Raw genomic sequence first — 14,095 nt, forward strand, 5'->3', positions numbered from 1 at the left:
TCCGCAAGGTATGGGTCGACGGCGGCTACCGCCAGCACCTCATCGAGCACGCCGCCACCCTCGGCATCGACATGGAGATCACCGCCCGCAAGCCCGGGACCAGGGGCTTCACCCCCATCCCCAAACGCTGGGCGGTCGAGCGGACCTACGGCTGGCTCATGCTGAACCGCCGCCTGGCCCGCGACTACGAAACCCTGCCCACCCGCTCAGAAGCCCTGATCCACCTCGCCATGACCAGCCTCATGGCCCGCCGCCTCACCAGCGAGAACACCATCTCCTGGCGCGACCCGAAGAAGACCACAGAACATCCCATCTCAGGATGAAACATCGGACGAAAACGACCTCTGAGGCACGGTCGCCCAGAACGCAGAACAGGCCCCCGCCGGATCGACTCCGGCGAGGGACTGTGGGGACTTTCGGCCTGGTGGGTTGTGTGTGGCTGGGTCCGGTAGTCACGAGGGCCTCGTCGGCCCCCGGACCCCCGCTCCCCAGCACCGTCCGGCGCGGATAGGAAGTCACGGGGTGGCGACCGTTCGCGCCGGACGGGGTAGGTCGATCTCTGCAGGCCCCGTCCGCTCCGGCGAAAGGAGATGCGGGTGTGACGGAGGTTCCGTCACACCCGGGAGACCCATGAGGATGCCGAAAGGTTGTACGACCGAGCTGCCGGGGACGACAGCGCAGGGGCGAACCGGCCGCCTTCGGGCGGATCGGGCACGGCCGGGATCAGAAGACCGGATCGGCCTTGATTCCGGAATCGCCGCCGATTTCAAGGGTGCGATCTCTCGGTTTCGTGTCAGTGCGCCACCTGCACGCATACCGCCCTGTGTCAGTGGAATCGCCGCGATCTCCCACACCCATGACAGTGCGCTCCACTCGGGAAACCGACACTGACCTGCGCCAACGCACAGAGCCTCACCGTCTCTCACTTCACTGTCACAGAACCGAGAGATCGCACCTACGCCCGCCGCCGCCCTGCTGGAACAGGCTGCGCTGAACGCGGACCGCTGGGCCGGGACCTGACCCTCATCCGACGCCGCGTCCCACGGCCCCAACATCGGCCGATCTCACTACGACACGTCCGTCCCCGGGAGCGATGATCGCGTCGCGCGCACCCCCTCGCCGGTCCGCCCCGCCGCGCCCGGGGGCACGACGTACGGCGCCCCGACGATCCAGCCGCCGCGGACCGGCTCCGGCCACTCCTCGTCGGTGAGCCGGACCTCGTCGCCCTCGGTGACGGTGCCTGGGGAGGCCACCCAGCAGTCCAGCGCGAAGGTGCCGTCGTACAGCCGGTGGATGTCGCGCAGGACATCGTGGTTCCGCTCGCCCGTGTCCGGGTCGACCGTCGTCATGACGCAGCGGGACCGCAGCTTGAGGACGCCGATGACGGCGTCACCGATGCGCAGGGTACGGCCGGGCCAGTCGCGTTCGGAGAGGCCGGGGACGCCGCCGATCACCAGGTTGGACCGGAGCCGGCGCGGGTCGTGGCCGAGGGCCTGGGCGGCCCCGTCGGTGATGACGGTCAGGTTGAGGACGTCGAACCTCTCCCGGCCGGCGTAGCGCACCGCCTCCGCGTCGGGGCCGGCCGCGCCGCGGATCAATTCCGCGGTCTCCGGTCCGTCCCAGGGGTGCCCGTTCACCAGCACCCCGCCGTCCTCGGCCGTGGTCGCCGACAGACCGAGCAGCCGGGGGCGCACCCGTGCGGTCAGCAGGCCGCGTGAGTCCCGGACGTGGACGTGCCGGTCACCGGTCAGGCCGTTGTCGGTGAGTTCGACGCTCTTCAGCTGTTCCCCACGCATGGACTTGACGGGGAATCGCCAGATTTCTCGAAGGTGCACGTGTTTCTCTTTCGGGTCCCGGACTGCGCTGTCGGATGGAGCGAACGGGGACGGCGCACCGGACCCTCCGCTTTCGAGGCGTGCGTGTCGTACGCGTCGCGCACGCGGTCATTCTGATGTCGGCCGGTGGCGTGATCCAGTAAGTCCCAGGTCACCCGTGGGCGTCTTCCTGCCATCTCGCGGCTGACCCACCTGAGGAGCGGCCGGAGACGGGGTAGCTGTCGGACCGGGGCAGCTTCCTCCCGCAGACCTCGTCCGTGAGCGCAGAGTCCCGGGAGGGCGCCCGTCCGTCCGCCGACGGGGGGGGTTCCAGGCTTCTGGTGGGTGGACGCTGCCCGCGGATGCGCGCGGAGTGGCGGACGCCGGCCGACTCCTCCCAGTCGGGTTTCGAGGGCGCGTTCACGGATAGGCGGCGTCCGTCGGGAACATCGACTTCTCGGAGGGGACGCCGCAGCACCGACCCGCGGCCCGGGAGCGACACGGCCCCCGAGACCCCTCCGGGTCGGGGCTTCGGCGCGCGTGAGCCGTCGAGCGACGAGGGGAGGGCCCGGATGAGGGCGACCGGGGAGGACAGGCGTGGGGCGAGGCGCCCCCGGGCGCGAGTGTGGCGCGACTTGGTGCTGGCGGTCGGTCTCCTAGGGATATGCGCGGGCGGGCTGGCCCTCTTCCTCAAGACGGCGGAAGTGGCGGGAGACCGCAGATCGGGTGTCCCGGCCGCTGTTCTCGTGGCGGTCGCCGCCCTGGGCGTCCTCGCGGTCGGACTCGCGGTGACCCGGCGCGGGAGGGCACCCGTACGGAACCGCGCGAGCGCGCGTCCCGCCGGCCTGCCGGACGACCCGGCCCCCGCCCCGGACGTGCCCGACGTCGGAGCCGAGGCCCTCGATCACGCGGCGGTCGACGCCGACGGCTTCGAGCACGCGGTCGCCGCGCTCTGCGCGCGGGACGGCTGCACCGCGGTGGAGGTGGTCGGCGGAGCGGGCGACCTGGGCGCCGACGTGGTCGCGGTGACCCTGGACGGGCGGCGGGTCGTGCTCCAGTGCAAGCACTACGCGGAGGACAACCGCGTCGGCTCCCAGGACCTGCAGAGGTTCGGCGGCACCTGCTTCACCATCCACGAGGCGGATGTCGCCGTGGTCGTGACCACCAGCTCGTTCACGGCGCCCGCCGCCGAGTACGCGGCCACCTGCGGGATCATCTGCGTGGACGGCGAGGCGCTGGCCGCGTGGACGGACCAGCTCACCCCGGCCCCGTGGGACGCGCTCAGCCCGGACCCGACGGCACCGGTCGCCTGAGACCCCGGATCACCTGTCATCGGTGGCCCCACCGGCGGCATCGGCGGCGGCGTCGAGGGCCTTGAGCCCGTCCCGCCAGCGGGCGGTCCGCTCGGTGGTGCTCTGTTCCCACCAGGGGTCCCCGCGTTCACCGAGAGCGACCTTCGCCTGGTGCACGCGCGCGCGTGCCGCCCGCTCCGCCTCCGTGTCGTCCTTCCGCCGCGCCGCCGCCACGCCTCGGCGGGCCGCCATCAGATGGCCGCGCAGCCGCCCGGCGGGCTCCGGAGGGATGTCGGGATCGGTGGCACGCCAGCGGCGGCCGTCGACGACGATGTAGCGCCCGTCGGGCGTACGCTCCGGTTGCGACCCCGTCGGCATCGCCTCACCACTCCCTTCGGCCCCCCAAGACACCGATCCTGCCCGCCCTCGGCTCCGCCCGCAGCCCGGCCCTCGTCGGGCAGATACCGCGAAGGACGGTCAGGCGCAGCTGTAGCAGGGCGAGATGGAGCCCATGGACCAGGCACCTCCTGACCCGCTCGCAGCACCTGGTCCAGTGGCACCTCGCGACGTTGCCAGGACACCTCAGGAGTCCATCCTGGTTGAGGCTGTTCGTGTTCCTGGAAGCGCTGGGCGTGCCCGCGAGCAAGGCGGACGACCTGGAGGCCGGGGACGGTCGCCGGCGGGGCGCAGTGCAAGGCATCGAGCTGGACGGCATGGCGCCGGTCTCTCAGCGCTCGCTGTTCCCGGACGGCCGGGGTGACGGCGTCTCAGCCTCGGACAAGGCACTCGTACATGCCGACGACCGGATCTGGGCGCCACACGCCAGTCGGTCGGCCCCCCGCTCACGGACCGGCCCGTACAGGGATCGTGGGCGAAGGTGGCGGGCACCCGGATTCGAACCGGGGTTTCCGCATCGGGGCGAACCCGAGTGCGGTGTCCTGGGCCGCTGGACGATGCATGGCCGAAGGCAGCGTACGTGCTCACCGGCTGGAGAGCGCCCTCTTTTTGAGGCTGCGAGCACACACGCCCGAGGGCCAGGGTTACGAACATCACCGGGCCGTGGACGTACTCCTGGAGGGTGACTCCGGGGGTCCGCGATCTTCGTCGTGTGCGGGTGGGGAAGTGATCTTTCGACCTGAAGGATCGGCGGCACTCCGCGTGGGTGCCGCACGTCAGAAATGGAGTCAGTCTTGGCATCTGTACCGAGCGGCACCTACCAGATCACCCGCCGCGGCGAGCAGCTCCTCACGATGGAGGGCGGGGCGTCGGAGCCCAAGACCCCCGTCGTGCTGCTCCCGCCCACCGGCACCCCCGGCGAGCAGGAATGGCAGCTAGAGGTGCTCAGCAACGGCAACTGCACGATCCGCAACCTCAGGAGCGAAACATACCTGTCCTTCGACGGGGAGCCGGAGGTGAACAAGCCGGTCGTCGGGTACCCCGAGCCGCGTGAATGGGCGCTCTACCAGAGCGCGCAGCCGTTCACCTTCCACGTCGTCGTCCCCGGAGGCCCCGTAGACGGCGAGGAGCTGGCCCTGGACCTCAGCCTGTTGCGTATCTTCCCGCCCCGTGTGGCCCTGCGGCCGCTCGAGGTTCAGGACCAGCAGCAGGCGTGGAGGTTGCAGTTCATGGAGTAGAGGCGTGGCCGTACAGCGTCACGGCACCGGCACGGCCCACACCCAGGTGTGGGCCGTGCCGGTGCCGTGAGTGGCTGTGCCCGGGTCTGGCGGCCGACATGGCTAGTGCGTCGGGTGAAAGCCTCCTCGTCACCCATGCCCGCGCGGGCGTCACTCGTCCGCGTTCCGGAACCCGAGATCGGCGACGACCGCACCCGCTTCGCCGGCGCCCGCGCCCGCGCCCTCAAGGCCTACGCCGACTCCTCACCCATCACCCGGGCTTCGGGCAAGAAGTCCGCCATCACCAGACGCTGGGTGAAGAACGACCGGCTCAACCACGCCGGCTACCTCTGGGCCTTCGCCTCACTTCGGGCATCGGCCGGGGCAAACACCCACTACTGGCGCCGGCGCGAACAGGGCGACTGGCACGCGGCCGCCCAGCGCAACCTCATCAACCGCATGATCGGACAGCTCTACCACTGCCTCCAGCACGGACAGCACTTCGACGAGTCAGCCGCCTACCCGGTGGGGATCGAGGACGCAGCGCAGGCTGCATAGCCCCGGCCCCCGGAAAAGACCAGGAGGACCTATGCCTCGGGTGGCTAGGCTCCCGAGGCATGAGCGGCAGCCAGCCATCCGTCTCAGACCGCTTCGTCGGCGATTTCCGGGAAATCGGGCATGGTCGGCCTGACGGGCCCTCGCTTCATGCTGCCGTACGTGACGAGGGAGGCCAGGACGAGAAGTCCCTCGCACGCTATCTGCGCGAAGGAGCGGCCCTTGCCGTCACCGGGTCTGGGGTTCACGACGCCCTCAGCCCAGAACGCGAGCTGATCGGCGGACTGTCCTTGCTCACCGACGGTCAGTGGTTCTGGTACTCGGACCTCGCCCACTACGTCGAGCGCTACCACGCCACCCTGGACGAGCGGTTCATCCGGCACGCCCGAAGCCGGAACTGGAGCCCGCACCGGCTGACCCACGACGAGCTCGTCGAAATCGAAGAGGCCATGTTCGACGACGAAGGCGCTTGACCTCACCGCTCTGGCGGCCTGACTTGACGGCGTAGCAACGTGAGGTGTCTGCCTGGTGACCGATGAGCAGCTGGCCTGGTGGTGGGCGGTGCCGGGCGCCGTCCCCCAGCAGCAGACTTCCCCACAACACGGTCACTGACCCCGGCTGCGGAGCAGCGAGAGCTGTCGGCGGCGGTCGCGCCACCAGGCGAGTCGGTGCGCGGACTTCCCGGGGTTAGGCGGGGCGCCGAGTCGGCAGTCGGCTCCCGGTCGGCCTTGTGTACCCCGGACGTGGGAGGCAGCCGTCCGGTCGTCGGGCTTCGCGGGCGCCCGTGGAGGTCAGGTTCCGTGCTGTCGGCCCATCAGGATCTTGTGGGGCCGGTGAGGTTCGTAGGGGCGTCCTGGACACCCCTTTACAGGGCGGGTGCCACTGGGGCTGGTGCCGGTCCCATCGCCTCCCCGAGAACAGCGGGACCGACACCGCCGTTTTCTGACCGCAGACCAGCGGCGCGCGGTCCGGCGGCAGCCGGGCCTGCATATGCCGGAGGCCGGTACGTGCACCCCTCTGGCGTACCGGACCGGCCCGGTGGCAGGCTGGACCGCAAGCGGCCCCCGCAGCCCACCCTGCGGCGTGGGCCGCCGATCCGGCCCCGCGTCGCCCGCCAGGGGCCGGGCCGCGCCCGCCTCCCGGCTCCCGCCTCCCGGCTCCCGGCTCCCCACGGGAGGCCACAGGCGCGTACGGTGCGACACCCCGCGAGTTCCTTTGAGCTCCTCTGAGCCCTGTCCGCGGACGAAGGCGGCGGCGATGGCCGGGTGCTCACGCAAGCAACCCGGGCTGGGGGTGAGTTCGTCAGCGCCCGCCGGCCCGGCCCGTGAACCCGCGCAGTTCGCGGGCGCTGGCGCCGGCGTCGCCGAGACGAGCCGCTGCGCGTGCGCCGGGGCAGATGCACGGTGAGGCAGCGAAACCGCCCGTCGTCGGTGGTACCCGCCGGCGCGGTGCAGCCGACCGGGCGCGGGTCTCGACGCTGATGCCTCCGGTGGCCGCCGCCTGGCGCTTCCGGCGTCGGCGTACCCGGGGCTGCGAGTCGGCCCGTGCGGTCGCGTCGATGCGCGCGGCTGGGAGGGGACGGTTCGACGTGCTCGGTGCAGCTCACCGCGCAGGTCAAGTATCCGATGGTCCAGGCCGACCAGGACGACGTCCGCCCGTACCCACTGGCTGGCCGGCGTCCACACGCTCCGCCCCGGCCCGGCCGTGTGCGCAGCCGCGCGCACCGGCCTCGTCGCGGTGGCGTCCGCCAACGACGGCCGCGTCGTACGAGCCGGACTCACCGTGACCGGGTTGGACCTGCTCTTCCCCATCATCGTCGCCCGTGAAGACGTCGCCTGCCTCGAACCTGCCCCCGACGCCTACCTCGCCGCGGCATCCCGCCTCGGCCTGAACCCCGCCAGCTGCCTGGCCTACGAAACACCAGAGAAGGCATCAGCGCCGCCCACTTCGCACAGATGGACGTCATCGACGTCCGCACCACCCCCTGGACAGTCCACCGGCCCCGAGGTCGACCAGGCGTCCGGTGCAGCCGCCGTCGGCACCCCGCACCGCCACCATCCCTCGCCCGAAGCAGCACGGCCATCGGCGCGCGGATACTCCCACCAGGGCACTCACGCGCCGACAACCCGGGCGGGCAGCGGTCATGGGCGGGGCGCCGCGCGCGCCAGGGGTTCACGGGCACCGTACGGGGCAACCGGCCTGGCCGAGCGGCCCTCGGTGCCGGAGGTTCACGCCATCCAGTGCCACAGCCCTGCCTGTAGCGGATCCGGGAGCGCTGCCGTTTGACCGGATGCTGCCTCCGGTTTACGCTCGTCCACATACGGAGGCGGCATCCGTTTTAGGTGCGGCCGCAGAATCGCAGGAGACCGGAGCACCCATGAACGCCAGCGGGCAGCCGGGACGCAGGCCCCGTGCCGATGTCCAGCGCAACCGTGCGGCCCTCCTGGAGACGGCCCAGCGTCACTTCCTGCAGCACGGGGTCGGCACCTCCCTGGAGGCTGTGGCCAAGGAGGCGGGTGTCGGACCAGCCACGCTGTACCGGCACTTCCCCACGCGAGAGGCCTTGCTCGCGGCCGTGCTGCAGACGCGCTCCGAGGAGTTCGTGGCCCGCCGGGCCGGCATCGAGCAGCTCGGCGACGCCGCCGAGGCGCTGGAGCGGTGGCTGCGGGCGATGGAGGAGTACCTCAGCGCCTTCAGTGGACTGCCGGACCCGCTCATGGCCGCGGCTCGGGCCCAGGATCCGGACAATCCGCTCACGATTCCCTGCGACATCCTCATTACCGCCACTGATCAGTACGTGCGCGCCGCGCAGCGCGCGGGGCGCGTGCGCGCCTCGGTGCAGGGGTACGACCTGTTCCTCGCGGCCTGTTCCGTCGCCTGGATCAAGGGCACCGGCATCGAGGAAGAGTCGCTCGACCGGCTCCGGACCCTCATCGCGAGCGGCTACCGCCTGTGGGACACCCAGGCCTGAACCACCAAGCCCCCTGCCCTGCATTCCGCCGGGCGGCCACCTCACAGCCCTTACACGACGCTGCCCCAGACGCAGCGCAACCCTCTAAAGGACAAATCGTGAAAATCACTGTTATAGGCGCTGGTGCCATCGGTGGGAATCTCGCCGCCAAGCTCGCCGCAGCCGGTCATGACGTCCAGGTGGCCGACGCCCGCGGCCCCGCGGCCGTCCGGGCGGAGGTGCTGGAGTCCGGGGCCCGCGCGGCGGACCTCGCCGTCGCCGTCCGGGGGCGGGACGTCATCGTCCTGTCGATCCCGTTCGGGGCGGCGGGGAAGCTGGCCGGCCTGTTCGCGTCGGTGCCCGACGAGACGGTGGTCATCGACACCTCTAACTACTACCCCGGCATGCTCAGCGAGCCGATCGAGGCGGTGGACAACGGCCAGGTGGAGAGCGTGTACACCTCCGAGCTGCTCGGCCGCCCCGTGGTCAAGGCGTGGAACGCCGCGCTGGCCGAAACCCAGCGGACCAAGGGTGTTCCGGCTGGAACACCCGGCCGCCTCGCCATCCCCGTCGCCGGCGACTCCGAGGAGGCGCGGAAGGTGGCCATGCGCCTGGTGGACGACACCGGCTTCGACCCCTACGACGCCGGCAGACTGGCCGACTCCTGGCGCCAGCAGCCCAATGGCCCCGCCTACTGCACCGAGCTGACCCACGACGAGCTGCCGGCGGCCCTGGCCGCGGCCGACCGCGTCAAAGACGCGGCCATCCGCGACAGCCTCCCGGAACGCTTCGCCGTCCTCCCGGCCAACCCCACCGTCGACGACATCGTCGAGATGAACCGCGCCGCCCACCGCTGAGTCACCCGACGCGGCTCTCGCGCACGCATCGGCACGAGGCGGCAGCACTGGTACGCCACGAACACACACGAGAAACGCGAAGAGCGGCGCTCACTTCTGCAAGGTCGTCATCACTTACCTGCACCACCGCGTCCCGGTCGGCCTCAGCCCCGGTCGCGCCGCGGGGACCAAGCCACGGCACCCCGGTCACCGAAACGGCCGGTTCGAGCTGGGCATGAGCTCCCACCTCGATCTCGCCGGTGCAGCGGCCGTGCTGCCAGGCCGCCGCACCGTGCCCGACACACAGGCTCCCGAACCGGCGGCGGAGGCTTCCACCCCGCCCGCAGCGCCCTCACGCTCGGCTGCTGGGGGATGAGGAGGCCACGCCGGAGCTTCTTCACTGGGGGATGTCGACCAGTACACGGCCGCGGCCGCGGCCGCCGGAGTCGATGCGGTCGTGCGCCTTGGCGATGTCGGCGAGCAGGAAGCGGTATCCGACATCGACGGTGAGGACGCCGACGGCGGCTGCGGCGGTGAGGTCGCGCGCGGCCTGGCCCCTGGCCGCGGCTGGGAAGTTCACCCGCGCCGCTCGCCGCACCGTCGCTTGCGGCGGCAGTGGCGTGCGTCGGATGGCTCTGTCCTGCGGCTACCGCGGGCCCCGACCCGCGATAGCCGACCCTCATGCCGCGCTGTGGGCGGTCAGCCGCCCAGGACCGACCCGAACTCGGCGTTCGGGGCGGTGAGGCCGACGTCCTGCGCGCTGAACGAGGTCGCACCGGCCGTCGTCAGTCCGGCCGCCGAGCCGCGGAGCACCCAGTCGGCACCGTCGCGCGCCGATCCGGCGACGACGTCCTCGCCCTTCGCCGCGATCGTGACGTCCGCGGCGCCGTCGCCGTCGAGGTCGGCGATGTCCACGGCGGAGCCGAACCAGTCGTCCGCCTCCGCGGTGCCCGGGACGCTGTCGGTGTTCTGGTGGAAGACCTGGGCGCCGGCACTGGTCGGGCCGGTTGCCGTGCCCGGGAACAGAACCGTCGCGCCGGTCTGCGACACACCTCGGACCGTCTTGCCCGGCGCCCCGACGGCCACCTCGTCGTACCCGTCGCCCGTGACGTCGCCGACCGCTACGGACGCGCCGAAGTTGTCACCGGACCGGCTCCCGCCCGGGGCGTCGAGCGTGGCGGTGCGGTGGGCGCCAAGGCCGTCCGCGCTGCCGTAGCGGACGTGGACGAAGCCCGCCGCGTCCGAGTACTCGCCAGTCGTGACAGCCGACGCGGGGACGTGGCCGGTCACGAGGTCGGCATAGCCGTCGCCGTCTACGTCCCCGGCGGCCGTCGAGACGGTGGGCGCCTCGTTCGCACCCGCGGCGTCGGCACCCGGGTCCGGCAACCAGAGCTCCTGCAGGCCGCTGTCGCTCCACGTGAAGGCAGCGGTGTACTGGCAGCCGCCCGTCGTCCCGTTGCAGTTCTCCGGCCCGGTGACGACGAGCTGGGCGCGTCCGGAGCCGGTGAAGTCGGCGGCGGTGAGGGTGCGCGGCTGTATGGAGGCGTTGTAGTTGTGGAAGCGCGCCGCGTCGGTGGGTGCCGTGCGGCCCACCAGGTCGTCGTACGCCCACAGGTTGGTGCGGCTGAGCGTGGCGATCTGCGGGACGCCGTCGCCGTCCAGGTCGGCGACCGCGATCTTCTTGCCGTAGTCCTTCTCGGATGACCACTCGCTGGTGGCGTACGGGCTGACCATCGATATGCCGTCGCCGGTCAGGCCGCCCGGGCCACCCCACAACACCGTGACCGTGCCGTACTCACCGCTGTACGGCACCGCTTCACCTGGCGCGCCGACGACGAGGTCGGTATATCCGTCGGCATCCAGGTCGCCGCTGGCGTGTGTGGCGCCGAACAGGTGGTGGGAGCCTGCGTCGCCGGGGACGCCGCCGGAGTTCTGGGTGAGGGTGGTCGATCGGTCGGGCGAGACGCCGCCCGAAGAACCGTAAAGGACGGTGACCGAGCCGGCGTTGATGTGACCGTCGGCGGGAGCCTGGGGAGTGGCCACCACGAGATCGGCGACGCCGTCGCCGTTGAAGTCATCGGGCACGGAGGTGGCCGCGCTCGCTGTGGGGGCGATGCCCAGGGACAGGCCCGCGGCCGTGGTGGCGACGGCCAGGGCGGCGGCCAGGATGCGTGTGCGCAAGATTGCTCCAGACTCAGGACGGAAAGGACGCGGGGGGCCGCATACATGATCATCAAGACGGGTTGGAGGTTGCCCCTCGCGAGAGAAGGAACATGGGATCTCCACCTCGATCCCCGCCTGTTCACCAGTGGTTCACACCCATCGCAGCGAGGGGGCAGTGGCGGGGAACGTCGGCTTGGTCCAGCGAGTACGAGGCCCTCCTCGACGCGTTCCGCTGGCGGCACCGCTGCACCGCTGCACCGCTGCACCGCTGCACCGCGGCACCGCTGCACCGCTGCAACACCGACGCTGTCACTCCCGCCTCGGACACGGCAGCCCGATCGCCTACGGAGCACCGTCCAGAACGACATCAACTGTCCTCGCGGACTTCTGTTGCCCGCCGACCGGTCACCCGGTCTCCCGGCAGGACTGGCTGCTACGACGCCGCCCTCCGCGGCCCTTGCCGCACAGGGCTGGCTTCCTTCGCCTGGACGAGACAGCGATCGAAGCATGCCTGGACCCGGTCCCGGACGATGCTGCGTCCGACTGCAGCCGGCCGCCTGACCGACAGGAGCGCGTTCGGTAACGGAAACCTGACGGGACAGCCGGAACAGGCGATCGATGTCGCGGATGCCGTCACCGGACGCGATGCGGCTCGCACCGGTCGTCGGCGTACAGGTCAGCGGAGAAGACCGATCCGGCCACGAGCCAAAACTGAGCGCGCACCAGTGGGAGAACGACGGGCGGGCCGCCAGGATCGAAGTGTCGCGGATGGGGCGGCGGCCTGGCGCGGATGGTCGGCCTGAGGCTGGCCGTGCACGGCTCTCATACCGTTCGCCTTCCGCGGAAGTTCGTCGTCCCAGTCCGGCGGATCGCCCCGCGAAAGACCACGCCTGGGCGAATCACCGGTCTCGTCACCGAGAACCGTCGGTCCTTGACCGGTACGCGCCCGGCGCCCGGTACTGGACTCCTTCGGCCTTACGCAGGGCATCCATGGTCTCGTCGACGGTCAGGAGAACTGTCGTCTCGAACGAGCTGAGCGCGCCGCCTCCACTGATCGCCAGCGCAACGGCGGCCATGGACACGTTGTCGGGGGCTTCCCACAGGTTGTAGCCGTCGTGGGTGCCGAAGGCGTACCAGAAGCCGTGGAGCTTCCCGCCGACGGACTCGATGTACGACTGAGCGGCCTTGGCTCGGTCCTCGGGGTGGACGATCAGCCTCGCCCACGTTTCCGGTGTGTAGCTGAACCTCGACAGATAGAGCGGCATCATTTCTCCCTTGCGTTCCACCAAGGGATGCCCGGCGGGGCGGGAAACGCGCCGGCTGCGGCCCGTGTATCCCCCGAACGGCCTGGCACGCTCGAACCGGGCCAAGGCCGATCGGGATCCGGCCGAATGGATGCCGCCGCTGCCGGAGGCGCACTGCCGCTACGTCGGCGAGTGGACGGCCATGAAGCTGCGCTGGGACCTCGCCGCGGACCAGGCGGAGGCCGACGCTCTGACGATGTATACCGAGGCCTGCGAGACCACCGTCGTCCACTACACGCCCGCGCCGTAACCCTGCCGACCTGCACGCTCCCACCTGGACAAAGACTTCCTCCCATGACCTGCGCAGGATGCTCGTTGGGCCACGTCCCGCCTCGGCGGCGCTGCACCGGCCCGGCGGGGTCTACTTCTCCCCGCCGGGCGCAGATTCTGAGAGGCTGTGCAGGCGGGTCAGGATGGTGCGGCAGGTGTCCACGATGCCGAGGTCGGAAGCGACGGCGCCGCTCCAGCGTTGGTCGTAGCGGTGGGACTGTGCGAGTGCCGCCTGGATCTGCGGCAGGGCAGGGCGTGCGGCCGGGCCCATGCGGTCGAGGCACGCGACGACCGTGGGTGCGGTGGCCTCGTTGTCCTTCCAGGCGTCCCGCAGCGCCTGCACCACGGCGTCGGCCTCGCTGTCGCCGCCTATGTCCCACAGGGCCGCCGCGGCGTGGACGAGGGTCCACGAGTCGTTCAGCACGGCTGAGCCGTTCTGCTCGTTGCGCGTGTTCTCCTCGACCTGCCCGGCCAGTGTCTGTCGCAGCCACGGCAGTACGCGAGCGGCGGGAGGGCCGATCCGGCCGGCGACGTCCAGCGCGTCGGAGTTCCGGTGGTGCTCCAGGAGGCCGTTGAGCAGTGGCACGACGGTTTCGGGGCGGTGTTCGAGTTCCCAGTGGGCGCTCGCCGCTGCCGTCCGGAGGGTCAGGTTGTCCGCCTCGGTGAGGGGACGGATCACGTCCAGGGCGGAGGAGGCGCGAGTGCCGAACGAGGCGAGCGCCTTGAGGGCGGCCTGCGCGGTGTGCCACTGCTCGTGCCGGACGGCCGCCTGCAGGGCGTCGGTGAGGGCGAGCACGGCCGCCGGATCACCGAGCCTGGACAGAGCGGTAGTGAGGGCGGTGAAGCCGAAGCCGGGCTGCTCCCGGGAGGGGTCGATGTCGGCGAGGTGCCGGATGAGGCGGGGTGCGAGTTCGGCGGTGGCCTGGGGCAGGTGGCCGGCCGCGTCCGCCGCGCGCCAGGCGTCGGTGCCGGTGTCCAGCGCGGTCAGCAGGCTGTGCAGGGCACGTTCGTCCCCGAGTCCGGCCGGCGCCACGACGGCCAGCTGGTGGGCGCGGCGCACCTCGGGGTGGGGGCTTGCCCACGCATCGGGGCGGTGCTCGGTGTGGTGGGCGGTGAGTAGGCGGCGAGGGCTTCGCGGGCCGGTTCGGCGAGGGCGGCCAGGGAGCAGAGGGCCTCGGCAGCGGCCGCGGCGGTGCAGGCGTCGCGCGGCGTCAGGCAGTCGCCGATGAGCCGGACGAGACGGGTGTGATCACCCCGCAAAGTTCGAAGGGTGCGGGCCGAGGAGGTGCCAGGTGCAG

14 protein-coding genes, 1 tRNA gene and 1 pseudogene are annotated in these 14,095 nt (G+C 71.4%); 9 read left to right on the plus strand and 7 right to left on the minus strand.

Translation table 11 applies throughout. From position 1 onward, the window contains the following. Positions 1–323 (plus strand): transposase (locus tag ACIA8N_RS21765; RefSeq protein ID WP_365787904.1); only part of this gene is annotated, 323 nt, incomplete at its 5' end. Between the two features lie 744 nt (positions 324–1,067). Here ACIA8N_RS21765 and ACIA8N_RS21770 read toward each other — a convergent pair. Beyond that, positions 1,068–1,835, minus strand: a complete 768-nt coding sequence (locus ACIA8N_RS21770; protein ID WP_365787906.1) for an MOSC domain-containing protein — start codon at positions 1,833–1,835, stop codon at positions 1,068–1,070. A 617-nt stretch (positions 1,836–2,452) separates the two neighbouring features. On the opposite strand from ACIA8N_RS21770, the gene ACIA8N_RS21775 reads away from it, so the two are divergent. Beyond that, positions 2,453–3,127: a restriction endonuclease gene (locus ACIA8N_RS21775; protein WP_399416769.1), complete on the plus strand. Its 675-nt coding sequence runs from the start codon at positions 2,453–2,455 to the stop codon at positions 3,125–3,127. 9 nt (positions 3,128–3,136) lie between these two features. On the opposite strand, the gene ACIA8N_RS21780 is transcribed toward ACIA8N_RS21775, so the two are convergent. Together ACIA8N_RS21780 and ACIA8N_RS21785 are read right to left on the minus strand one after the other, a co-directional pair. After that, complete coding sequence (locus ACIA8N_RS21780) at positions 3,137–3,484, minus strand: hypothetical protein (protein ID WP_365787910.1); 348 nt, start codon at positions 3,482–3,484, stop codon at positions 3,137–3,139. Between the two features lie 500 nt (positions 3,485–3,984). Continuing rightward, positions 3,985–4,069: transfer RNA gene (locus ACIA8N_RS21785), tRNA-OTHER, on the minus strand. Between the two features lie 227 nt (positions 4,070–4,296). Between ACIA8N_RS21785 and ACIA8N_RS21790 the strand changes: the two genes are divergently transcribed. The 6 genes and pseudogenes from ACIA8N_RS21790 (at position 4,297) to ACIA8N_RS21815 (ending at position 9,081) form a co-directional block, all read left to right on the plus strand. After that, complete coding sequence (locus tag ACIA8N_RS21790) at positions 4,297–4,740, plus strand: RICIN domain-containing protein (protein WP_365787912.1); 444 nt, start codon at positions 4,297–4,299, stop codon at positions 4,738–4,740. 174 nt (positions 4,741–4,914) lie between these two features. Beyond that, positions 4,915–5,277: pseudogene (locus ACIA8N_RS21795) on the plus strand (IS110 family transposase); the annotation flags it as partial. Between the two features lie 59 nt (positions 5,278–5,336). After that, complete coding sequence (locus tag ACIA8N_RS21800; protein WP_365786011.1) at positions 5,337–5,747, plus strand: hypothetical protein; 411 nt, start codon at positions 5,337–5,339, stop codon at positions 5,745–5,747. 1,195 nt (positions 5,748–6,942) lie between these two features. Next, positions 6,943–7,560: an HAD family hydrolase gene (locus ACIA8N_RS21805; RefSeq protein ID WP_399416770.1), complete on the plus strand. Its 618-nt coding sequence runs from the start codon at positions 6,943–6,945 to the stop codon at positions 7,558–7,560. 91 nt (positions 7,561–7,651) lie between these two features. After that, positions 7,652–8,245, plus strand: a complete 594-nt coding sequence (locus ACIA8N_RS21810; protein ID WP_365786009.1) for a helix-turn-helix domain-containing protein — start codon at positions 7,652–7,654, stop codon at positions 8,243–8,245. Positions 8,246–8,343: 98 nt separating this feature from the next. Beyond that, positions 8,344–9,081: an NAD(P)-binding domain-containing protein gene (locus tag ACIA8N_RS21815; protein WP_365786007.1), complete on the plus strand. Its 738-nt coding sequence runs from the start codon at positions 8,344–8,346 to the stop codon at positions 9,079–9,081. A gap of 376 nt (positions 9,082–9,457) precedes the next feature. On the opposite strand, the gene ACIA8N_RS21820 is transcribed toward ACIA8N_RS21815, so the two are convergent. The 3 genes from ACIA8N_RS21820 to ACIA8N_RS21830 form a co-directional block, all read right to left on the minus strand. After that, positions 9,458–9,640, minus strand: coding sequence for a hypothetical protein (locus ACIA8N_RS21820; protein WP_365786005.1), 183 nt, complete (start codon positions 9,638–9,640; stop codon positions 9,458–9,460). Positions 9,641–9,759: 119 nt separating this feature from the next. Continuing rightward, on the minus strand, positions 9,760–11,241 hold the full coding sequence (locus ACIA8N_RS21825) for an FG-GAP repeat protein (RefSeq protein ID WP_365786003.1): 1,482 nt from the start codon (positions 11,239–11,241) through the stop codon (positions 9,760–9,762). 893 nt (positions 11,242–12,134) lie between these two features. Next, on the minus strand, positions 12,135–12,488 hold the full coding sequence (locus ACIA8N_RS21830; RefSeq protein WP_365786001.1) for a GYD domain-containing protein: 354 nt from the start codon (positions 12,486–12,488) through the stop codon (positions 12,135–12,137). A gap of 10 nt (positions 12,489–12,498) precedes the next feature. Between ACIA8N_RS21830 and ACIA8N_RS21835 the strand changes: the two genes are divergently transcribed. After that, entirely contained in the window at positions 12,499–12,777 is a 279-nt protein-coding gene (locus ACIA8N_RS21835; RefSeq protein WP_399416754.1) for a hypothetical protein, read from the plus strand. Between the two features lie 111 nt (positions 12,778–12,888). Here the strand turns inward: ACIA8N_RS21835 and ACIA8N_RS21840 are convergent, their stop codons facing one another. Further along, entirely contained in the window at positions 12,889–13,857 is a 969-nt protein-coding gene (locus ACIA8N_RS21840) for a hypothetical protein (RefSeq protein ID WP_365785999.1), read from the minus strand. Between the last annotated feature and the right edge of the window lie 238 nt (positions 13,858–14,095).

Source organism: Streptomyces sp. NPDC051822 (assembly GCF_044452745.1).
Taxonomy (GTDB): Bacteria; Actinomycetota; Actinomycetes; order Streptomycetales; family Streptomycetaceae; genus Streptomyces.

Coding starts and splice junctions, on each gene's coding strand:
- ACIA8N_RS21780 (WP_365787910.1), bottom strand. CDS start 3,484: ATGCCGACGGGGTCGCAACCGGAGCGTACGCCCGACGGGCGCTACATC.
- ACIA8N_RS21800 (WP_365786011.1), top strand. CDS start 5,337: ATGAGCGGCAGCCAGCCATCCGTCTCAGACCGCTTCGTCGGCGATTTC.
- ACIA8N_RS21810 (WP_365786009.1), top strand. CDS start 7,652: ATGAACGCCAGCGGGCAGCCGGGACGCAGGCCCCGTGCCGATGTCCAG.
- ACIA8N_RS21830 (WP_365786001.1), bottom strand. CDS start 12,488: ATGCCGCTCTATCTGTCGAGGTTCAGCTACACACCGGAAACGTGGGCG.